Origin of the sequence: Phytobacter palmae (genome assembly GCF_039409775.1) — a bacterium.
Taxonomy (GTDB): domain Bacteria; phylum Pseudomonadota; class Gammaproteobacteria; order Enterobacterales; family Enterobacteriaceae; genus Phytobacter; species Phytobacter palmae.
In genome coordinates this window covers 1-21,314 of the sequence record NZ_JBCIVJ010000040.1, presented here as the reverse complement: position 1 = coordinate 21,314, position 21,314 = coordinate 1, and the positions used below count along the sequence as shown (strand labels likewise).

19 protein-coding genes are annotated in these 21,314 nt (G+C 51.9%); 4 read left to right on the top strand and 15 right to left on the bottom strand.

Features of this window, described 5'->3' with window-relative positions; translation table 11 throughout:
• Window positions 1–46: 46 nt before the first annotated feature.
• The 3 genes from ghxP to soxR form a co-directional block, all read right to left on the bottom strand.
• Window positions 47–1,396: a guanine/hypoxanthine transporter GhxP gene (ghxP, locus tag AAIG39_RS24875; RefSeq protein WP_090080770.1), complete on the bottom strand. Its 1,350-nt coding sequence runs from the start codon at window positions 1,394–1,396 to the stop codon at window positions 47–49.
• 306 nt (window positions 1,397–1,702) lie between these two features.
• The gene (locus AAIG39_RS24870; RefSeq protein WP_090080767.1) at window positions 1,703–2,371 is read right to left on the bottom strand and encodes a glutathione S-transferase family protein; all 669 of its coding nucleotides are present in this window, start codon (window positions 2,369–2,371) and stop codon (window positions 1,703–1,705) included.
• A 303-nt stretch (window positions 2,372–2,674) separates the two neighbouring features.
• Window positions 2,675–3,133 carry a redox-sensitive transcriptional activator SoxR gene (gene soxR / locus AAIG39_RS24865; RefSeq protein WP_090080764.1) on the bottom strand — a complete coding sequence of 153 codons (459 nt, stop codon included), beginning with the start codon at window positions 3,131–3,133 and terminating at the stop codon, window positions 2,675–2,677.
• A gap of 80 nt (window positions 3,134–3,213) precedes the next feature.
• On the opposite strand from soxR, the gene soxS reads away from it, so the two are divergent.
• Window positions 3,214–3,537 (top strand): superoxide response transcriptional regulator SoxS, encoded by a 324-nt coding sequence (gene soxS, locus AAIG39_RS24860; RefSeq protein ID WP_047372175.1) that lies wholly within the window; start codon window positions 3,214–3,216, stop codon window positions 3,535–3,537.
• Between the two features lie 15 nt (window positions 3,538–3,552).
• On the opposite strand, the gene AAIG39_RS24855 is transcribed toward soxS, so the two are convergent.
• Window positions 3,553–5,124 carry an EAL domain-containing protein gene (locus AAIG39_RS24855; RefSeq protein ID WP_343194963.1) on the bottom strand — a complete coding sequence of 524 codons (1,572 nt, stop codon included), beginning with the start codon at window positions 5,122–5,124 and terminating at the stop codon, window positions 3,553–3,555.
• Window positions 5,125–5,464: 340 nt separating this feature from the next.
• Window positions 5,465–6,868, bottom strand: a complete 1,404-nt coding sequence (locus AAIG39_RS24850; RefSeq protein ID WP_249569831.1) for a GGDEF domain-containing protein — start codon at window positions 6,866–6,868, stop codon at window positions 5,465–5,467.
• A 550-nt stretch (window positions 6,869–7,418) separates the two neighbouring features.
• Here AAIG39_RS24850 and AAIG39_RS24845 point away from each other — a divergent pair.
• Complete coding sequence (locus AAIG39_RS24845; protein WP_090080755.1) at window positions 7,419–7,700, top strand: YjcB family protein; 282 nt, start codon at window positions 7,419–7,421, stop codon at window positions 7,698–7,700.
• A 174-nt stretch (window positions 7,701–7,874) separates the two neighbouring features.
• Here the strand turns inward: AAIG39_RS24845 and ssb1 are convergent, their stop codons facing one another.
• Complete coding sequence (ssb1, locus tag AAIG39_RS24840) at window positions 7,875–8,411, bottom strand: single-stranded DNA-binding protein SSB1 (protein WP_090080752.1); 537 nt, start codon at window positions 8,409–8,411, stop codon at window positions 7,875–7,877.
• A 251-nt stretch (window positions 8,412–8,662) separates the two neighbouring features.
• Here ssb1 and uvrA point away from each other — a divergent pair, with 251 nt between their 5' ends.
• A complete protein-coding gene (uvrA, locus tag AAIG39_RS24835; protein WP_343194961.1) occupies window positions 8,663–11,488 on the top strand; it encodes an excinuclease ABC subunit UvrA in 2,826 nt (941 codons plus the stop codon).
• A gap of 14 nt (window positions 11,489–11,502) precedes the next feature.
• Here the strand turns inward: uvrA and AAIG39_RS24830 are convergent, their stop codons facing one another.
• The 6 genes from AAIG39_RS24830 to dnaB form a co-directional block, all read right to left on the bottom strand.
• Complete coding sequence (locus AAIG39_RS24830) at window positions 11,503–11,871, bottom strand: MmcQ/YjbR family DNA-binding protein (RefSeq protein WP_249569835.1); 369 nt, start codon at window positions 11,869–11,871, stop codon at window positions 11,503–11,505.
• Between the two features lie 2 nt (window positions 11,872–11,873).
• Window positions 11,874–12,290: a secondary thiamine-phosphate synthase enzyme YjbQ gene (locus AAIG39_RS24825; RefSeq protein WP_090080745.1), complete on the bottom strand. Its 417-nt coding sequence runs from the start codon at window positions 12,288–12,290 to the stop codon at window positions 11,874–11,876.
• Window positions 12,291–12,393: 103 nt separating this feature from the next.
• Window positions 12,394–13,098, bottom strand: coding sequence for an acid phosphatase AphA (aphA, locus tag AAIG39_RS24820; RefSeq protein ID WP_090080742.1), 705 nt, complete (start codon window positions 13,096–13,098; stop codon window positions 12,394–12,396).
• A gap of 183 nt (window positions 13,099–13,281) precedes the next feature.
• Window positions 13,282–14,475 (bottom strand): aromatic amino acid transaminase, encoded by a 1,194-nt coding sequence (gene tyrB / locus AAIG39_RS24815; RefSeq protein WP_249569839.1) that lies wholly within the window; start codon window positions 14,473–14,475, stop codon window positions 13,282–13,284.
• Between the two features lie 148 nt (window positions 14,476–14,623).
• Window positions 14,624–15,703 (bottom strand): alanine racemase, encoded by a 1,080-nt coding sequence (gene alr / locus AAIG39_RS24810; RefSeq protein ID WP_343194960.1) that lies wholly within the window; start codon window positions 15,701–15,703, stop codon window positions 14,624–14,626.
• 127 nt (window positions 15,704–15,830) lie between these two features.
• Window positions 15,831–17,237, bottom strand: a complete 1,407-nt coding sequence (gene dnaB / locus AAIG39_RS24805; RefSeq protein WP_047372184.1) for a replicative DNA helicase — start codon at window positions 17,235–17,237, stop codon at window positions 15,831–15,833.
• 58 nt (window positions 17,238–17,295) lie between these two features.
• Between dnaB and AAIG39_RS24800 the strand changes: the two genes are divergently transcribed.
• A complete protein-coding gene (locus AAIG39_RS24800; protein ID WP_343194959.1) occupies window positions 17,296–18,279 on the top strand; it encodes a quinone oxidoreductase in 984 nt (327 codons plus the stop codon).
• Between the two features lie 207 nt (window positions 18,280–18,486).
• Here the strand turns inward: AAIG39_RS24800 and pspG are convergent, their stop codons facing one another.
• The 3 genes from pspG to AAIG39_RS24785 all read right to left on the bottom strand — a co-directional run bounded on the left by pspG (window position 18,487) and on the right by AAIG39_RS24785 (window position 21,280).
• Window positions 18,487–18,729, bottom strand: coding sequence for an envelope stress response protein PspG (gene pspG, locus AAIG39_RS24795; protein WP_085005888.1), 243 nt, complete (start codon window positions 18,727–18,729; stop codon window positions 18,487–18,489).
• Window positions 18,730–18,881: 152 nt separating this feature from the next.
• A complete protein-coding gene (gene dusA / locus AAIG39_RS24790; RefSeq protein WP_343194957.1) occupies window positions 18,882–19,880 on the bottom strand; it encodes a tRNA dihydrouridine(20/20a) synthase DusA in 999 nt (332 codons plus the stop codon).
• Between the two features lie 83 nt (window positions 19,881–19,963).
• The gene (locus AAIG39_RS24785) at window positions 19,964–21,280 is read right to left on the bottom strand and encodes a conjugal transfer protein TraF (protein WP_090089012.1); all 1,317 of its coding nucleotides are present in this window, start codon (window positions 21,278–21,280) and stop codon (window positions 19,964–19,966) included.
• Between the last annotated feature and the right edge of the window lie 34 nt (window positions 21,281–21,314).

The following is a 21,314-nucleotide window of genomic DNA, read 5'->3' as shown; positions in this document are numbered from 1 at the left end:
GAAAACGGGTGGCCTGAGCCACCCGTTTTACACAAGAAGCGGGAAATCAGATTGCCCAGCCGCCTGCATAGAAGACAACCAGCGCCACGGCGATAACCACAGTACCGATATTCAGTTTACGGAAATCACCTGAGACCACGCGGCCAATAACCAGAGAGGCAAAACCGATCATGATGCCGGTAACGATATTACAGGTCAGCACGATGAATACAGCGGTAATCAGGCCAGACATCGCATCAACGAAGTCGGCAAAGTCGATTTTCGCCACGTTGCTCAGCATCAGCAAACCTACGTACATCAGCGCCGGAGCCGTAGCATACGCCGGAACCAGGTAGGAGAGCGGAGAGAGGAACAGAATCAACAGGAACAGTACGCCAACGGTGATCGCTGTCAGGCCGGTTTTACCACCTGCCGCCGTGCCCGCTGCAGACTCAATGTATACCGCTGCCGGTGCTGCACCCACCAGACCGGAGAACACACTGCTCAGGGAGTCGGTGGTCAGCGCTTTGCCGCCATCAATAATCTGCCCGTCTTTATCCAGCAGGTTCGCCTGACCAGCAACCGCACGGATAGTACCGGTAGCATCAAATACCGCCGTCATCACCAGCGCCAGTACACTTGGCAGCACAACCGGATTCAGCGCGCCTACGATATCAAGGCTGCCGATCAGGGAGTTGCCTTTGTCATCGCTCAGCGAAGGCATAGCGAAAATACCGGAGAAGTGCACGCTCGGGTCGAAGATCAGCCCGACAATAGAGACACCGATGATGGTCAGCAGGATGCCACCCGGCACTTTTAGTTTTTCAAGACCGATGATGACCGCAAGACCAATCAGCGACATGATCACCGGGAAGCTGGCGAAGTGGCCCAGCGTGACCGGCAGGCCATCCAGCGGATTCTTGATAACCAGGCCTACGCCGTTTGCCGCGATCAGCAGCAGGAACAGACCGATACCGATACCGGTGCCGTGCGCAACACCTTGCGGCAGGTTGCGCAGGATCCAGCTACGGATGCCGGTTGCGGAAATAACGGTAAAAAGCACCCCCATCAGGAACACGGCACCCAGCGCGACCGGAACACTGATATGTTGACCCAGCACCAGGCTGAATGCAGTGAACGCGGTCAGTGAGATGGCGCAACCGATAGCCAGAGGCAGGTTTGCCCACAGCCCCATAACGATCGAACCTACACCGGCAACCAGGCAGGTAGCGACAAACACCGCCGCTGGCGGAAAGCCCGCTTTACCGAGCATGCCAGGCACGACGATAACGGAATAGACCATTGCCAGAAACGTGGTTAAACCAGCAACAATTTCCTGACGAACAGTACTGCCGCGAGCAGAAATTTTAAATAAGGCGTCAAGCGAACCGCCAGTACGCGCAGAAGGCGTAGACATAGGAAACATCCCCTGAGAGTTTTTATCTTTCGTTGATATGCGTGGCGGACAGTGTCCACTGCCGGTTAAACGTCGTCTCCCTGAGCTGCGTTGTGACGAAGGGGTGTCACAAAAAGCAAACGATTAACTCCGCGCATACAAAACGGTTGGTCAAAAAAGGCAAACGATTATCCAGCGTTTAGATGCCGCTTTTCAACTGAACTTTGCCGCTTTTTGCTAATTTTCGCTTATGACGATGAAGAATTAACCGACCGATGCGCAAACGTTATCGTCCCTGCGCAACTTTGCAACAATTCACGATCATTATTACGTACCGGGGAGATCAAAAGGACCGCCCTGCTCAATCGCTCGTTGCCAGGCCGGGCGCATTTCAACTCGCTTTTTCCATGACTGCGTATGCGGAAGATCGGCAATTCCGCCCCGTGAGAGCAACGCGAAAATCGGGAAACTCATCTGAATGTCGGCCATGCTCAATTCCTCTCCGGCAAACCAGGGCTTCACCGCCAGCTGCGACTCGATAAAACGCGCGTGGGTTTCGATTTGCTTATCGAGCCAGGCTTTCTGAATGCCCTGGCCAAGCATTTTTCCTATCGTTCGCACACCAAACGGTACCGGTGGTTTACCGAGGCTGGTAAAGACAAGTTTCATCAATAATAAAGGCATCAACGATCCTTCGGCATAATGCAGCCAAAAGCGATACTGTTGGCGCGGTTCTCTCTCCTGAGGTTTCAAATGGCTCTGTGTATCGTAGGTCTCCTGCAAATATTCCAGAATAGCGCCGGATTCAGCGATGATCAGATCGTCGTCCTCAAGTACCGGTGATTTGCCTAATGGATGCACTTTTTTGAGCGACGCAGGGGCCAGCATGTTTTTTTCACGTTGGTAATGAATGAGTTGATACGGTACACCCAATTCTTCCAGCGCCCACAGAATGCGCTGCGAACGAGACTGATTAAGATGGTGAATTTTTAGCATGACAGGCTCCGGCTGAGTTATTCGAATTAACTATAGGAAAGCTTGCCCTTTGGATGAAAAATTTCCTAAAAAAACGCGTCCTGATTGTGGCGAAATTTTCGCCATTGCCTAGACTAAAAGTGTCAGCACAATCCGGAACCTCCAACATATTGAGGGGTGCTGATGTCGGGGGAAACCCTCCCATAACAGATTGGGATAGAGAGAAAGACAAAGACCGGACCGACTAAAGCGCCCCAGGTGGGCGCTTTAGTTTTTTGTATTGCTGTCGCCCCATAAGCGCCACCGGGGGAAAGCTCTCTTTAGCTAATCGCCTTCCAGCAGCCGTGCCCCCGTGCCCTGAGCACCTAACTGGTCCCCTGGGTTTCGCAGCGGGCAATCACTGTGGGACAGACAACCACAGCCAATACAACCATCCAGATCATCACGTAACGCCACCAGCGTGTGAATACGCCTGTCCAGCTCCTCGCGCCACTGTGACGAAAGGTGCTTCCACTCTTTCGCACTCAGCGTATGCCCTTCCGGCAGTACGCCAAATGCATCACCGATGGTCGACAGAGGAATTCCAATACGCTGGGCGATTTTAATGATCGCCACATAACGTAATACATCACGCTTATAGCGCCGTTGATTACCGGCATTACGGGTACTTTTTATCAGCCCTTTGCTTTCATAAAAATGCAGCGCGGAAACGGCCACGCCGCTGCGTTTCGCCACTTCACCGGGCGTGAGCAGCGTCTTGATACGCGGTGTTTTCTTTTCCATAAAACCTCTTTACCTCAAGTTAACTTGAGGAATTATACTCCCCCGCAGACAAAACGACGAATCGAGAAAGAGGCAGCTCTATGTCCCATCAGCAAATTATTCAGACCCTTACGGAATGGATTGATGAACATATCGACCAACCGTTGAACATTGATGTAGTCGCCAGAAAGTCAGGATATTCAAAATGGTATTTGCAGAGAATGTTTCGTACCGTGATGCATCAGACGCTGGGGGATTACATTCGTCAGCGCCGTCTGCTACTGGCTGCGGAAGCACTGCGTACTACGCGGCGTCCCATTTTTGATATTGCGATGGATCTGGGCTACGTTTCGCAACAAACGTTTTCACGCGTGTTTCGTCGGGAATTCGATCGGACTCCCAGCGACTATCGCCACCATGCGTAATTGTCGCCGGGATGATTACTTTAGCGAAGGTGGCTGCGCGACCCAGGCTTTAAACTCCTGTGGCGGCAGTGCCTTCGCAAAATGCCATCCCTGACAATACTGTACGCCACGCTTAAGTAACCAGGTTACCTGTTCTGCTGTTTCCACCCCTTCCGCAATAAGTTTCAGGCGCAAGCTATGTGCCATCTCAATGATGTGCTCGGCGATCAGATGGCTGGTGCTATTGGTCGTCAGCGTATCGATAAAGGATTTATCAATCTTTAAAATATCGACATTGAGGGAGTACAGGTTGTGCAAGTTCGAGTACCCGGTTCCGAAGTCATCAATCGCTACCTCGTAACCAGCATGGCGAAACGCCTGAATGACCGGAGTGGTTTTAGGCACATCAATAAATCCACGTTCGGTTACTTCGATTTTAATTTGTTCTGCGCGAACGGAGTGTTCCCTGGTTTTATTGGTAATCAGCGCAATAAGACGGGAAGAATGGAAATCGACAGCCGATAAATTAATCGAAATATAAAGATGCGGCCATGCCGCTAAGAATTCTCCTAGATCACTGAAGACTTCATCAACGACATAATCGGTAACCCGTTCAATCATCCCTTCTTTCTCTGCCAGCGGAATAAATTCCGCCGGACTCATTACCGGACCATTAAAACCCGGCCAGCGCAATAATGCTTCTGCACCTACGCACTGACCGTTTTTGATATCGATGATGGGCTGGTAATGAAGTTGAAGCTGATGTTTAGTTAATGCTCTGTGGAGCATTCGTCGTGGGGAGTTAAACTCCTGCCGTGTTCGCGACCACATCAATAAAATAATAATGCTGCAAATCATGCCTAATGGCAGTGTTAATGTCGCCTGATGATAAAGGTACTGAAAATAAGTTTCGCTGGAGGTCGATACAATGATTGCAATGGGACGTTTATCAGAATGATCTATTGTGTAAAAGCGGCCATCACTTTGAAAAGTAAGATCATTTTTACGAACAAGTTTATTCAGTTTTTGTAGATCGGCCTGATCACTGACAGAAAAAAAGAGGCCCGTGATCGTATCGTATATACCATAAGCCAGCGAGTTGTCGTCTGACATCACCTCGCTGTAGGAAAGCGGATTGACTACCGCGACATAATTTCCTTTCTGCATATAGACCATTTTATATCCGGGATAAAATGGCGTATCACGATAGTAATAAATAGAGATGGCTGGTTTTCGTTTATAGTCGGGAGGCGAAATAGCATACGATTGCGCGGGATAAAGAGCTGTAGAGCATAAAAACTGCTCGCCGTGCGCGTATATTAAATCGGCAACATACAGACTACCGCGAATGATATTGAGCATGTAGTTACGATGCTCAGGAGAACAAACTTGCCCTTGATATTTCTCTGCGGCACTTCGGACCTGCTCGACTTGTCCAACAACCAGTTCTGTTTTATCTAAAGCGAGTTGCGCAAAAGAACGAAGATGCAGACCTGTTTCTTTTACTGCACGGATGTGAGCAAACCATAGCGACAGCATCACCGGTAGGAGCACTACCATGATGATCCCGACGACTCTCAGCATCTTACGCTGCGCGCTATGATTCATTTCCGCCTATATCCCTGCATTTAGTGTGCCTGTAATGAAGGCAGGATGCTTTGATAAACAGGTGATTACGTTGCATGAATCAAACGACATTAGCAACTTACTTTTTTCATTAAAAACCTAATATTTGGTTATGACGATAATATTTGTCCGTAAGGCAAACTAAAAGTATGCGTTGTGTTTATATTAAGGAAAATATTTATCCAGTCGCCAGGCAGGGTTTTTAGTTTACGCAACAGACAATAGATGATTAAGTCAAACTCTCCGCAGGATAAAAAAAAGACAGACCGATCGGGTATTTTTTCATCTATTGCGCAGCCTGCCGGAAGGGAGTCGGGAATAATTATAAAATTGCTTCTGCAACCACAGTCCGGCTACGTCCGGTACGCTTCGCATCGTACAGTGCATCGTCCGCAAGCGTAAGCAAAACTGAAGTATCGGACACTCTCCCGGTAACAAATACGACACCGGCACTAAAGGATAAGGTTATCTTTTCACCGCCGTTGAAAAGCGGCTTATCGGCCAGTACTGCACGAATTTTTTGACTAAAACGCAGCGCAGTCTGACTGTCTGTTTGCGGTAGTAACATCAGAAACTCCTCCCCACCCAGACGGCCTAACGCGTAATGCGGCATGCTGAGTTCGCGGATTTTCTCGCAAAAATGGAGTAGCGCCGCATCGCCTGTCAGGTGACCCCAGCGATCGTTGATGTTCTTAAAATGGTCCAGGTCCAGCATGAGAATACTGAAATGATTACGCGGATCGCCCGGTTCACAGGTGGCTATGGCTTCTCTGAACTGCCGTAATATGGAAAACCTGTTAAAACACCCCGTCAGGTCATCGGTTGTCGCTTTCACCGCCAGTTGCTGTTCGGCCTTCTTGCGTTCGGTAATATCCAGCCCGATACTGAGGATGGATTTATCCGGAAGCAAAATATTTGACCATAATACGGTCAATACTTCGCCCGTGCGCCTTACCGGGTGCCATTCATACATATCTACCGCAGGCGAAGCGCTGACAGAAGCCCGAACCCTGTGACGAACCTCATCATCAGGGAAAAATAATGCTAATGGATCAGGTTGACAGTTTAACTCCTCAATTGTCCAGCCAAACAGACGTTCGCACTCTCCATTCCATAATATGCAACGGTTACTTTTATCGAATGAATTCATTAATACGGGGGCGCGATCAAATAAGGCTTTATATTGCGCGACAATCCGATGCATTTCTCTGGCCATGCGTTCTTTTACAATAATCCCGGCGAGATAATCTTTTAATTTCTCGACAAGAATGATCACCACACTTTTAATAACATCCATTGAAGATAATGGTTGTGCAAACGCCAGGAAGAAATATCCATCTACGCCATTCGCGCTTGAAATTAATTTACAAAGAATGCCCCCATGGAATTTATCGGCGGCATGATGAGTGGGAGAAAATAATATTGTACCAACTTGTCGTCGCCAACAAATAATACGCCAGGCATGCTGATGACGTCGCAATTGCGACTGTTCAAGAAAGGTTTGCGCATCTCCCAGGGTGCATGGAATCTGCCCCGCGCTCTCATGCTGGAAATCCCCGTCCTGTTCAACCACAACCCAGGAGAGCGTTGAACCTACGGCATTATTAATTGCCAGTAAAATTTCTTTTAGCGTGCGTTGTGCAGTGAAGCACGGCATCAACTTCGCCAGGATAGTAAGCGCCACTGCGCCATCATCCACAGGAATGGCGGTATTCTCTTTTTTCATTTTTTTTCAGTCGCAGATGATTAAACACCGGACCATACCCACAATGAGTCGTACAGGAAAAATCAAAAAGCTAAATTCAGATGGCCAACGCTGATTTACAGAAAATGCAGCGAAATGCGTTTAAAAGACGCAAGTTGAGGATATATCCATGCAGATCAGAAATCTAAAAAATGGTATCCAGATATATATAACTATTCGATCAAGAATAATCGATGATCCAAAAAGTGCCAACTCTGGCAAAATAAGCCGGAAAGTACCATAAAACTATCTTAATGAATTTAAAAAGAATTCCTCGCCATAGCAAAACGTTATCGTCACGTCCGGGATCACTCCCCCTTTGCGCAAAATGCCACTTTGCACAGAAAATTTTGCTCATTTGCACACTGGCTAATAAAAGAACAAATGTGATATAGTTCACACATTCTTGAGACAGGAAACACTGTTTCAATGTAGAACGTTACTTCTGCAGATTTTCTGCGCCTGCACACATTGCTCAGGCTCATGGCGTTACCCCCTGTGCCTGAAAGTTTTTCTTTCGAGGATCGTTTTCATGGCTACATTAACCACCAGTGTCGTTCTTCTTCGTTGGCAGATACTGAGTGCAGTGCTGATGTTTATGGCCAGCACGTTGAACATTCGCTTTCGTAAAGCAGATTATGTCGGTCTTGCTGTGATCAGCAGCGGCCTTGGTCTGGTAGCAGCCTGCTGGTTCGCGACGGGCCTGCTGGGCATTACGATGGTCGATGTCCATGCCGTCTGGCACAACGTCATCAATATTATGACGGAGATGTCAGAGAAAGCCTCTCCCGAATGGCCAATGGTCATTACCTGATGGCAGCCCTTCTTTAATAAAAAAGCTCCCGTATGGAGCTTTTTTATTGCCAAAAATCTGCTGACACGAAAAGAGACAAATAACGTCAGCCAGTAACAAAAAACCCCGCAATGCGGGGTTTTTTGTTGATACGTTTCCCATAGCGGGTCGCGCAGATAAGGCAGATGACAGCAATCAGAACGGAATATCGTCGTCGAAGTCCATCGGTGGCTCGTTAGACGGTGCCGGAGCAGCCTGCTGCGGGCGAGACTGTGCGCCACCACTGAACTGGTTACCGCCCTGCGGCTGCTGTGGCTGACCCCAGCCACCCTGCTGACCCTGACCGCCGCCCATGTTGCCGCCTGCCGGAGCACCACCGCCCTGACGGCCGCCCAGCATCTGCATGGTGCCGCCCACGTTAACCACGACTTCGGTCGTATATTTCTCAGCACCGGACTGATCGGTCCATTTGCGGGTACGCAGCTGACCTTCGATATAGACCTGGGAACCTTTACGCAGATACTCACCGGCTACTTCCGCCAGTTTGCCGAACAGCACAACGCGGTGCCATTCAGTCTGCTCTTTCATTTCGCCGGTCGCTTTATCACGCCAGGATTCGGATGTCGCCAGCGTAATGTTGGCCACTGCACCACCACTCGGCATATAGCGTACTTCCGGGTCCTGGCCCAGATTACCGACGAGAATCACCTTGTTTACGCCTCTGCTGGCCATGATCGTGTCTCCTGAAAACATTTCTAAATAGTGTAAGCGCGGGAGTGTACCATTTCCATGCGACATGTTCATAGCTGCGAAGGATCTTCCAGAGTTGTCGCCTGGACTCGACATTGTTGCACATCCCCTCTGAATTTGCATTCCAATACTGTATATCCAGCCAGGTTAAATTGTGTCATAATTAGCCGTTTCTGACCGCCGGTTGTCCTTCAAATCGACCAGGCATGCCGAGTTATTACCGGGAAAGGTGAATGGATAAGATCGAAGTACGGGGCGCGCGCACCCATAATCTCAAAAACATCAACCTCGTCATTCCACGCGACAAACTGATTGTTGTCACCGGTCTGTCGGGTTCGGGTAAATCTTCACTGGCTTTCGACACTCTGTATGCCGAAGGGCAGCGTCGCTACGTTGAATCTCTTTCCGCTTATGCCCGTCAGTTCCTTTCGCTGATGGAAAAGCCTGACGTTGACCATATTGAAGGGCTCTCTCCTGCTATTTCTATCGAGCAGAAGTCGACCTCACATAACCCGCGTTCTACCGTCGGGACGATTACCGAGATTCATGACTATCTGCGTCTGTTGTTTGCCCGCGTAGGTGAGCCGCGCTGCCCTGACCATGACGTCCCACTGGCGGCACAGACCGTCAGCCAGATGGTCGACAATGTCCTGGCGCAGCCGGAAGGCAAACGTCTGATGCTGCTGGCGCCGGTGATAAAAGAGCGTAAAGGCGAGCACACCAAAACGCTGGAAAACCTGGCAAGCCAGGGTTATATCCGCGCGCGTATTGATGGCGAAGTTTGCGATCTTTCCGATCCGCCGAAGCTGGAGCTGCAAAAGAAACACACCATTGAAGTCGTGATCGACCGCTTTAAAGTGCGCGAGGATCTGGCGCAGCGTCTGGCTGAGTCATTCGAAACGGCGCTGGAGCTTTCCGGTGGCACGGCTGTAGTCGCCGACATGGATGATCCCAAAGCCGAAGAGCTGCTTTTCTCGGCCAACTTCGCCTGTCCTGTTTGCGGTTACAGCATGCGCGAACTGGAGCCGCGCCTGTTCTCCTTTAACAATCCGGCAGGTGCCTGCCCGACCTGTGACGGCCTCGGCGTACAACAATATTTCGATCCTGACCGTGTGATTCAAAACCCGGAACTGTCGCTGGCAGGTGGCGCAATTCGCGGCTGGGATCGCCGTAACTTCTACTATTTCCAGATGCTGAAATCGCTGGCGGACCACTACAAATTTGATGTGGAAGCGCCCTGGGAGAGCCTCAGCCCAACCGTACATAAAGTGGTGCTGTTCGGCTCCGGCAAAGAAAGTATTGAATTCAAATATATGAACGACCGTGGCGATACCTCCGTGCGCCGCCATCCGTTCGAAGGCGTGCTACACAATATGGAACGTCGCTATAAAGAGACGGAATCCAGCGCGGTGCGTGAAGAGCTGGCGAAATTTATCAGCAACCGTCCATGTGCTACTTGCGAAGGTACGCGCCTGCGCCGTGAGGCCCGCCATGTTTTCGTTGAAAATACGCCGCTGCCGACTATCTCTGACATGAGCATCGGCCACGCAATGGACTTCTTCAATAATCTGAAGCTGTCCGGCCAGCGCGCGAAAATCGCTGAAAAAGTTCTGAAAGAGATTGGCGATCGCCTGAAATTCCTGGTTAACGTTGGCCTGAATTACCTGACGCTTTCCCGTTCCGCTGAAACCCTCTCCGGCGGCGAGGCGCAGCGTATTCGTCTCGCCAGCCAGATCGGCGCAGGTCTGGTGGGTGTCATGTATGTTCTGGATGAGCCGTCCATCGGCCTGCATCAGCGCGATAACGAACGCCTGCTCGGTACGCTGATCCATCTGCGTAACCTCGGCAACACGGTCATCGTCGTCGAACATGATGAAGATGCCATTCGCGCCGCAGACCACGTGATCGATATCGGTCCCGGCGCCGGGGTGCATGGCGGACAAGTGGTCGCCGAAGGCCCGCTGGATGCAATTATGGCCGTGCCCGAGTCCCTCACCGGACAGTATATGAGCGGCAAACGTAAAATTGCGGTGCCGAAAAATCGCGTTAAAGCCGATCCGGAAAAAGTGCTCAAACTGACCGGGGCACGCGGTAACAACCTGAAGGACGTGACGCTGACGCTACCGGTAGGGCTTTTCACCTGTATCACCGGTGTATCCGGTTCGGGTAAATCCACGCTGATTAATGACACGTTGTTCCCGATCGCCCAGCGCCAGTTAAACGGCGCCACCATCGCCGAACCCGCGCCTTATCGTGACATTCAGGGGCTGGAACATTTCGACAAAGTCATCGATATCGACCAGAGCCCGATTGGCCGTACGCCACGTTCCAACCCGGCGACCTATACCGGCGTTTTTACCCCGGTTCGTGAACTGTTTGCCGGTGTCCCGGAATCCCGTTCACGCGGCTACACCCCCGGACGTTTCAGCTTTAACGTCCGGGGCGGACGCTGCGAAGCCTGCCAGGGCGACGGCGTGATCAAGGTTGAAATGCACTTCCTGCCGGATATCTATGTGCCGTGCGACCAGTGCAAAGGCAAACGCTATAACCGCGAAACGCTGGAGATTAAGTACAAAGGGAAAACCATCCACGAAGTGCTGGATATGACTATCGAAGAGGCCCGTGACTTCTTTGATGCCGTCCCGGCGCTGGCGCGCAAGCTGCAAACCCTGATGGACGTGGGCCTGACCTATATCCGCCTCGGTCAGTCAGCGACGACGCTCTCCGGCGGTGAAGCGCAGCGCGTGAAGCTGGCGCGAGAACTCTCGAAACGTGGCACCGGCCAGACGCTCTATATTCTGGATGAGCCGACGACTGGTCTGCATTTTGCCGATATTCAGCAACTGCTGGACGTTCTGCATCAGTTGCGTGACCAGGGCAATACCATCGTGGTCATTGAGCATAATCTGGACGTGATTAAAACTGCGGACTGGATTGTCGATCTCGGACCGGAAGGCGGCAGCGGCGGCGGGGAAATTCTGGTTTCCGGTACACCGGAAACCGTCGCCGAGTGTGAAGCCTCACACACGGCGCGATTCCTGAAACCGATGCTTAAATAATCTTCCGGGCAGAATTACGCTCTGGATGATGTGGAGTAAAGCTGTTGCCTGACCTGTTCAGGCAACAGTTCTATCGCCTGTTTGTATGAGGCGTCCACAAGATAGTAAATCTGCGAATCAGGCAGCGAGCCGTCGAGATAGACGGTGCTCCAGTGTGCTTTGTTCAGGTGCTTGCTCGGGCGCACGTCGCTATGCTGCTGGCGCAGTAGCTCAGCCAGTTCCGGACTGGTTTTCAAAGACGCAGCCGGGCGACCTTCCACCTCTTTTACCATCGCAAAAAGCACGTCTGAAACTTTTATCTGTGTGGCCTTCCAGTCGCTGTGTACGCTCTGCTCGGCACCCGACTTCGCCATGCAATACTGCAGTAACTCCGAAATTGTCATCTTTATTCCCCTTGTAGCGTCGCGATGATTTTTCGCGAACCGCCGTGGATACGATGCTCTCCCAGCCAAATCCCCTGCCACGTCCCAAGCTGAACGCGCCCGCTGTGGACAGGAAGTAATAACGACACACCCAGCATGGAAGACTTGATATGCGAAGGCATATCGTCCGCGCCTTCATAGTCATGCTCGTAGTGGGCGTTATCCGGCACCGCTCGCAGAAAATGCTGCTCCATGTCGTGACGTACGGTAGGGTCGCAATTTTCATTGAGGGTGAGAGAAGCGGAAGTGTGCTGGAGGAGCAGATGCAACAACCCTGTTCTGATGCGAGACAGATCGCGGATCTGTCCCAGCACCTCATCAGTGATCAGATGAAAACCCCGGGGTTTTTCCCCGAGTACAAGAGTCTGTTGATACCACATCTGCTGCTTCCTTTTAAAAGACGAATCTTTTTAAGTGTGCAGCAAGTCGGCGAAAGGTAAAACCCGACAGCCCAGATTTGCTTAAAAAAACAACAGCAGAATCTTAATATTCGGAATTTACGATAACCTCTTCACCAAACACCCCCGCTTGTGGCAGCGGACGGTAGGTAGAATTCGAGGCGCGCAGGATGCGTACCGGACGGGCTTCACTCGCTTTCGCCGCCGTCATATCATCATCCGAGTCGCCGTAGAAGATTTTGATTTGCTTATCGATCAGCCACTGCGTCTTGCTGTTCTGGCCGTCTTTCACCCCGGCAAAAATCACCGGGTTCATATTCGCTGCCGGAATTAAAAAATCTTCCTGCAGGGTTTTGGTAACGCTTTCCGTCGCCGTCTGGGTGCGTCCGGTAATGAAATAAATAGTGTCGCCACGTTTCACATGTAGCGCGATCAACGCCCGCGCGACCTCTTTGGGAATACTGAACTCATCCCAGCCATTATTCATTTTTTCCCAGAACTCCGGGTTCTGGAGATAGGCTTCGCTATCCGGGGAGTACATTTTTTTGCCGCGCCAGAAACCGGGACTGGAAAACAGTACCGTATCGTCGATATCAAACCCGACTGCCATCGGTGGGCGGTCCACAAGGCTATGTTCGATCTGAGCGACGGAGACCCAGTGAATGGGGGCCTGTTCAGCCAGTTTAGCAACGTTGGTGCCTGTGCTATCCGGGGTTGGCGTAGAAGCCTCGGCAAAGAAAGCCGCGGTGAGCGAAAACGATAAGCAGAGGGCTAAGGTGAACTTTCGCATATTTATCCCTAAATTTTCAGTCCGTTATGGTCAGATAGCGTGCAAGGCATCAAAAAGCTTTCTGACCATACCCTCAGGCACGGGGGAAAGGAAGATGTTTCTGCGGTTTCATCAGCGCAAACAGGATTATTCGTAGCAGGATCGCGACATTTTCCTCCCTGACGGGAGGAAAATAGGGCGAATTTACATCACAGCGGCAAAGGCCTGAGCGACGCGGTGTACATTGCGACTATTAAGCCCTGCAACGCACATACGCCCACTGGCAATGAGGTAGACACCAAACTCTTCACGCAGACGATCAACCTGGGCAGCACTCAGGCCGGTATAGCTGAACATACCGCGCTGTTTAAGCAGGTAGTCAAAGTTTCGTCCCGGAACAGCCTCTTTCAGCACATTCACCAGCTCCTGACGCATCGCCAGAATGCGTGTACGCATTGTCTCGACTTCGGCCAGCCACGAGGCTTTCAGCGCTGTATCGCCCAGTACCGTCGCCACAACCTGCGCACCGAAGTTCGGAGGGCTGGAGTAGTTTCGACGCACCGTTGCTTTCAATTGTCCCAGGACGCGAGACGCCGTTTCCGCATCTTCACAGACAACAGAAAGTCCGCCTACGCGCTCGCCATAGAGGGAGAAAATTTTGGAAAACGAGTTGCTGACCAGCGCCGGTAAACCCGCGTCAGCAATCGCGCGGATCGCATACGCATCTTCTTCCATACCGCCGCCAAAACCCTGATAGGCAATGTCGAGGAAAGGAATCAGGTTACGGGCTTTCAGTACATTTACCACCTCATCCCACTGCGTGTTCGTTAAATCTGACCCGGTTGGGTTGTGGCAGCACGGGTGAAGCAGAACGATGCTCTTTTCCGCCAGGGTATTGAGTTTTTCCAGCAGCGCGGTAAAGCGCACGCCATTGGTTTCGCTGTCGAACCATGGATAGGTACTGACCTGAAAACCCGCGCCTTCAAAAATGGCGACATGGTTTTCCCACGTTGGATCGCTGACCCACACACCGGAATCCGGGAAGTAGCGTTTCAGGAAATCAGCACCCACTTTGAGCGCCCCGGAGCCGCCCAGAGTCTGGATCGTTGCCACACGTTTTTGCGCCACCACCGGGTGCTCTGCGCCAAATAACAGCGGCACGATGGTGTGGCGATAAGTATTCAGACCCTCCATCGGCAAATAGAGAGACGCACCGTGCGGTCGGGCGTTGAGGCGAGCCTCCGCTTCGGCTACAGCCTGTAACTGTGGGATGATGCCATCTTCGTTGTAATACAACCCGATGCTGAGGTTAACTTTGTCGCTGCGCGGGTCTTCTTTAAAACGCTCCATCAAACTAAGGATGGGGTCGCCAGCGTAGGCGTCAACTTTTTGAAACACGAGGCGGTTCTCCAGGTTTACAGTAGGAAGAATAAGACACAATAAACCGGAAGAGAGAGAAGGTCGAGCGGGATATGTACCCGAAGCAGGCGAAAACGCTGGCCCGGATGAGGCGTTTACGCCATATCCGGGGAGAGTCGATTCTGTGTTAATCGACGTATTTCAGGACAGCGCGCGACGTCAGGCGCGTAATCAGTTCGTAAGCGCTGATCCCGGTGGTTTGCGCAATACGCTCGACGGGCAAACCTTCACCCCAGAAGACGACCGGGTCGCCAACGGCATCCTGCGCATCCGGCCCTAAATCGACGCAAATCATGTCCATCGCCACCCGGCCAACAATCGGAACTTCGCGGCCATTTACCAGCACGGGTGTCCCGGACGGGGCCGCGCGCGGATAACCATCGCCATAGCCCATTGCCACGACCCCAAGGCGCGTGTCGCGCTCGCTCACCCAGGTACCGCCATAACCGACCGCATCCCCCGCTTTGTGCTCGCGAACAGCAATCAGGCTGGAGGTCAGGGTCATTGCCGGCTGGAAGCCAAACTCTTCCCCCCAGGGGTGACGATCGAGCGGCGACACCCCATACAGAATGATGCCCGGACGTACCCAGTCAAAATGGGCCTGCGGCCACAGCAGCGTACCACCGGATGCGGCAATGGAACGCTGGCCCGGCTTGCCTTCGCTAAAAGTGGTGAAGATATCGAGCTGACGTTCTGTCGCACCGCAGTCCGGCTCATCGGCACGGGCAAAATGGCTGACAATATTCACCGGCTGGCGCACATTCCTGCACTGACTCAGGCGCTGGTAAACCGCATCTGCCTCCGCCGGGTGAAAGCCCAGGCGGTGCATACCGGTATCAAGCTTCATCCACACGGTCACAGGCTCAGCGAGCTGCGTCGCTTCCAGCGCCGCGAGTTGTTCCATGCTATGCACCACAGTATCGAGGCTGTGGGCAGAAACCAGAGGTAGCTCGTCAGCGGTAAAAAAACCTTCAAGCAAGAGGATGCGATGGGTAATTCCCCCTTCGCGCAGGCGAAGGGCCTCTTCGAGACGGGCGACGCCGAAAGCGTCGGCATCGGGGAGCGTTCGCGCGGTCTCAAGAAGACCGTGTCCGTAGGCGTTCGCTTTCACAATCGCAACCAGGCGGCTGGCGGGGGCCAGTTCGCGCAGACGTTGAAGGTTGTGACGCAGAGCGCGGCGGTTGACTATAACTGTTGCCGCTTGCATTTGAATTCCTTGCCTTAAAGAAAAATAAATCATCCTCTAAATCATTTGAGTTGCGGCAAGGCCGTAAATCCCCGTGAGCTGAGTTAGCTCAGTGACCGGGCCGCTGCTGCTCAAAGAATGATGAGGATTATTCGTCGTCGTATTGTGGACCCGCATAATTATCAAAACGCGACCACTGTCCGTTAAAGGTCAAACGCACCGTACCGATCGGGCCGTTACGCTGCTTACCAATAATGATTTCAGCGATCCCTTTTAAGTCGCTGTTTTCGTGATAAACCTCATCACGATAAATAAACATGATCAAGTCGGCGTCCTGCTCGATAGAGCCGGACTCACGCAGGTCGGAGTTGACCGGACGCTTATCCGCACGCTGTTCCAGTGAGCGGTTAAGCTGCGACAGGGCAACAACCGGCACCTGTAGCTCTTTCGCCAGCGCTTTCAGAGAGCGGGAAATCTCCGCGATCTCCAGTGTACGGTTGTCGGACAGCGACGGCACGCGCATCAATTGCAGGTAGTCAATCATGATAAGCCCGATACCGCCATGCTCACGCGCAATACGCCGCGCACGGGAACGAACCTCTGTCGGCGTCAGGCCGGATGAGTCATCAATATAGATATTCCGTTTTTCCAGCAGGATGCCCATGGTGCCTGAAATACGCGCCCAGTCCTCGTCATCAAGCTGACCGGTACGAATGCGCGTCTGATCCACACGTGACAGGGATGCCAGAGAACGCATCATAATCTGCTCTGAGGGCATCTCAAGACTGAAGATGAGAACCGGTTTATCCTGCAACATTGCCGCATTTTCAACGAGATTCATCGCAAAGGTGGTTTTCCCCATTGATGGACGCGCGGCAACAATGATCAGATCCGACGGCTGCAGACCTGCGGTTTTCTTGTTGAGGTCATCGTATCCCGTATTCACGCCAGTAACACCGTCGTGCGGCTGCTGGAATAACAACTCAATACGCGCAACAGTCGCCTCAAGCACATCCGCGATGTTTTTTGGGCCTTCATCTTTGTTGGCCCGGCTTTCCGCAATTTTGAAAACCCGTGACTCAGCAAGGTCGAGCAGATCTTCACTGGTGCGCCCCTGAGGGTCGAAACCGGCACTGGCTATCTCATTGGCGACGGAGATCATCTCGCGCACGACAGCGCGTTCACGCACGATATCTGCGTAGGCACTGATGTTCGCCGCACTTGGCGTGTTTTTGGACAGTTCAGCCAGATAAGCAAAGCCGCCGACGATATCCAACTGCCCTTGCAGTTCCAGCGATTCCGCCAGCGTAATCAGGTCAATGGGTTTGCCCATCTCCTGAAGACGGTGCATCTCAGTAAAGATATGACGATGCGGACGGGTGTAAAAATCATCCGCCACAACGCGCTCGGCAACATCGTCCCAGCGCTCGTTATCCAGCATTAAACCGCCCAACACTGACTGTTCCGCTTCAATGGAATGGGGCGGCACTTTCATCCCCTCGACCTGAAAATCGCGGGGTTCAGTCTGTTTGTTGAAGGGTTTATTTCCTGCCATAGTGAATGGAGTTACCAACGTAATGAATGGTTCAAAAGATTATCATTCGGGAGGAAACATGGCGACAAGAATTGAATTTCACAAGCACGGTGGCCCTGAGGTTTTGCAAGCTGTCGAATTTAATCCCGCAGCTCCGGCGGAAAATGAAGTCCAGGTTGAAAACAAAGCCATAGGAATTAATTATATCGACACCTACATTCGTAGCGGTCTGTATCCACCACCGTCGTTGCCGAGCGGTCTGGGGACCGAGGCGGCGGGCGTGGTCAGCAAAGTGGGTTCCGGCGTAAAACATATCAAAGCAGGCGATCGTGTGGTGTACGCCCAATCCGGGCCTGGCGCCTACAGCTCTGTGCATAATGTCCTGGCAGATAAGGTTGCTATTCTGCCCAATGCCATCTCGTTCGAGCAGGCGGCAGCCTCTTTCCTCAAAGGGCTTACCGTCTTTTACTTGCTGCGCAAAACGTACGAAATTAAACCTGATGAAGCATTCCTCTTCCATGCGGCGGCGGGTGGCGTGGGGCTGATTGCCTGCCAGTGGTCGAAGGCGCTGGGAGCAAAATTAATAGGTACTGTCGGCTCCGCACAGAAAGCGCAGAGGGCACTGGAGGCCGGCGCATGGCAGGTAATTAACTATCGCGAAGAAAACATTGTTGATCGCGTAAAAGAGATAACTGGCGGGAAAAAAGTACGCGTTGTGTATGACTCGGTGGGTAAAGATACCTGGGAAGATTCCCTCGATTGCCTGCAACGCCGCGGCCTGATGGTGAGCTTTGGTAACGCCTCCGGGCCGGTATCAGGCGTTAATCTGGGCATCCTGAATCAGAAAGGTTCTCTGTACGCGACCCGCCCTTCCCTCAATGGCTACGTAACGAATCGCGAAGAGCTTGAAGAGGCCAGTAATGAACTGTTCTCGCTGATTGCCAGCGGCGTGATTAAAGTGGATGTGGCGCAATCGCAGAAATTTGCTCTTACCGACGCACGGCGCGCGCACGAAGCCCTGCAAAGTCGCGCAACACAAGGGTCAAGCCTGTTGATTCCGTAAGAGAGTGACGCTGGAAGTATAACGGCGGCAGAAAGAATTAGGGCTTCCCGAAGGAAGCCCATTCTTTTTTTAGTTCGGCTGTATGTAGGGTACAGCTCGATGAATTCGTTAACGCGGCGATAGTGACAGATTTGATAAGTAAATCCTATTCGCTTCTTAGCAAAGCGCCCGGAAAAGTGTCGAGGTTGTGATCAAGTGCGCAATACTTTAGTAACGCCAACGGTTATTGCGCTGATATTGAGGAATTTTGGGCGTTTTGATCGCCCGAATAATCCACACCACCGCAACCGCCAGGAGTAACCAGGGCAGTAACTTGATCATCAAGGCAAAAAGGCCACCCAAAAACATCACTGCGGTTGCCACCAGCAGTGCTGCAATAATGCCCAGCAATGAAACGCCGGTGGCGAGTAGCACAATAAAAAAGCCGATAACAAACAGTAATTCCAGCATGGCGCGCTCCAGATAAATAGATAATGACATCGGGACTATGACTTACAGGATGCATTACAAGAAGCATGCCAGTTTGAGGCTATTGATTTATAAAAGAAAAGGCTCCGCATAATGCTGCAGAGCCTGGTTAATTTGACCATTTTTTAGTGAAATTATTCGCGGTTTGCCACAAGGCTTAGCGCGTGTTCCAGCACCGCGACATCGGCCCCGGCTTTATGGGCGTTCTCGCTCAGGTAGCGACGCCACTGGCGTGCTCCAGGAATCCCCTGAAACAGACCCAGCATATGGCGGGTGATATGCCCCAGATACGTTCCTTGCTGCAATTCGCGCTCAATATAAGGGTACATTGCCCGTACTACCGCTACCGGGTCCGCATCCACGACATCAGCGCCGAAAATTTCACGATCAACACGCGCCAGAATGCCCGGATTCTGATATGCCTCACGCCCAACCATCACCCCATCCATATGTTCCAGATGGGTTTTTGCCGCCTCCAGCGAGGTAATACCGCCATTAATCGACATGGTCAGGTGCGGGAAATCGCGTTTAAGCTGATAGACGCGCGGGTAGTCCAGAGGGGGAATTTCACGGTTTTCTTTCGGGCTCAAGCCAGAAAGCCAGGCTTTACGCGCGTGGATGATAAACATCTCGCATTCGCCTTTGCCGGAAACCGTGCTGATAAAGTCACAAAGAAATTCGTAGCTGTCCTGATTGTCAATGCCGATACGGGTTTTTACCGTGACCGGAATTGATACCACGTCGCGCATGGCCTTCACACAATCGGCCACCAGTTGCGCATTGCCCATCAGACAGGCGCCGAACATACCGTTCTGTACTCGATCGGATGGACAACCCACATTCAGGTTGATCTCATCATAACCACGCAGCTCCGCAAGCTTCGCGCAATGAGCAAGCTGCGCAGGATCACTGCCACCGAGTTGCAATGCTACCGGATGTTCTTCCTCGCTGTATGCCAGGTAGTCGCCTTTACCATGAATAATGGCTCCCGTCGTGACCATCTCGGTATAAAGCAGCGTATGGCGAGAAAGCAGACGCAGGAAATAGCGGCAATGGCGATCCGTCCAGTCGAGCATCGGCGCGATGGAGAAACGGTGAGCAGGATAAGCAGCAGGCTGATTTTCTGGCGACATGGCGAATAAATAAGCTTTAGGTCAAAAAGGGGCGCTACTATAGCACAAAGAAAAACCGGAGGCGCAAGGCCTCCGGTGGTGCATCAGAATGTCATACTTAACTGTGCACCGGCCCCCCAGGTTTTGTTCTCACCCACTAAACCCATTAAATCCACGTGCACACGGTTAAAGGGTGCAAAACCGACGCCGCCGGTGAAGACATTACTTTCATCACCTTTCACATCAGCACGGTAACCGGCACGAACCGCCAGCCAACTCAGTGGACGAACCTCCGCACCGACGCCAACGAACTGCGAATTTTTCTCGCTCTTAAAGCCTTTGGTTTCCGTCAGATCACCATCAGCGCTCAGCGTCAGCAGATCGTTATGCCACGCCGCTCCAGCGGTAACCAGGGGGCTGATCTGGTAGGTATCTTTATAGTTTTTAACCTCACCTGTTCTGCCATTGGTGACAAAAACATCTTTGGTATCGATATTACGCGAGACCAGGTTTTGTCCACTCAGACCCAGGGTGACGTTATCTGTTAAATCCGCCGCCAGGCCAACATCAATGTTAAAGCCCGTGTCATCCTTGCGGTACTTACTGTTGTTCCATTCGTTTTTATCGTAATCATAAATCGACGTGGTGTAGTTATAGATCCACGACTTTTGCAGTTTTGGCGTAACGCCAACGGAGAGAGGAACACCGCCCACGTCAAATTGATGTGCCATTGCGATACCAAAATCCGTAATGATGGCCGCACGGCCTGACGCTGTGGAGTTAAGGTTTTTTGTGATCTCATCCGAGCCGTTAGGAGAGAGAACAGCCCCAAGGGCGACCCCCGTTGCTACCGTATCACTGTTCTGAATGCTGCGAAGGTAGGTGATATCGTTTTGATCAATATTCGAATTGACGCGGGCATGTGCGTAGCCTTTGGTCACAAAGGCAACAGATAACACATCGTTAGGAATAGTGACGGCGATACCGGCCCCGGCATTCGCGCTCGCCGTTTTGCCATCCAGATAATCAAGCGAATCCGCAAGATCTTTTGCTGCCATCTGGAACTGATCAACAGTGCCAACGGGGTTTAGCAGCACTTCCCGCAGTGTGAGCTTATTAACCGTGTCCTTGTAATAATCGATTTTATCGCTGATATCATCAATTTCATCACGCAGGTTATCCTCATCGGTTATCTGCGCGCCAACGCTCGGTAAGATGACCGTAACATTGTCTTCCGGTTTCGCCTTTGCCAGCAACGCCGGGTTAATAAATGCACCACTGCCGTAATTTGCGGAGGCAACACCTGTTCCCCCCATTGCATCATTACGTGCCTCTGCCCAGGTATTTGCTGCTCCGGCTTGATTTGCCAGGAAAAAGGAGACAGCGATAGCGACCACCGAAAGTTTAAGATTGTTTTTCACAGTATGCGTCTCGTAATTAAATGAGTTTTATGCC